The 258-nt window shown below is 45.7% G+C and carries 1 protein-coding gene; it reads right to left on the bottom strand.

Annotation, left to right across the window (positions count from 1 at the left end; translation table 11 throughout):
* Window positions 1-258: cupin domain-containing protein (locus AB4486_RS23715; RefSeq protein ID WP_372119031.1), on the bottom strand; the 258-nt coding region annotated here is incomplete at both ends.

A 258-nucleotide genomic window follows, 5' to 3' on the forward strand; every position in this document is an offset into this window, starting at 1 on the left:
AGCGAGCCAGATCGTCACCGCATCTTTATCCGTCCTCAGCACCTTGTGTTTTTCACCTGCGGAAATATTGAGATAATCCCCTTTAGACAAGGTAACAATGCGACCATCTTCAAACTCAATCACCCCTTGCCCATCGATCACCATCACCCACTCATGCTCATCTTGATCGTACCAACCCTCTTCAGGAGAACTGTGACCATATGAGAGTATTCTCTCGATTCGAATGTTGTCGTTGGCAATCAGGTCATTGAATATTTC

The organism is Vibrio sp. 10N.222.55.C6 (assembly GCF_041473395.1).
In the GTDB taxonomy this organism is placed as follows: domain Bacteria; phylum Pseudomonadota; class Gammaproteobacteria; order Enterobacterales; family Vibrionaceae; genus Vibrio; species Vibrio crassostreae_C.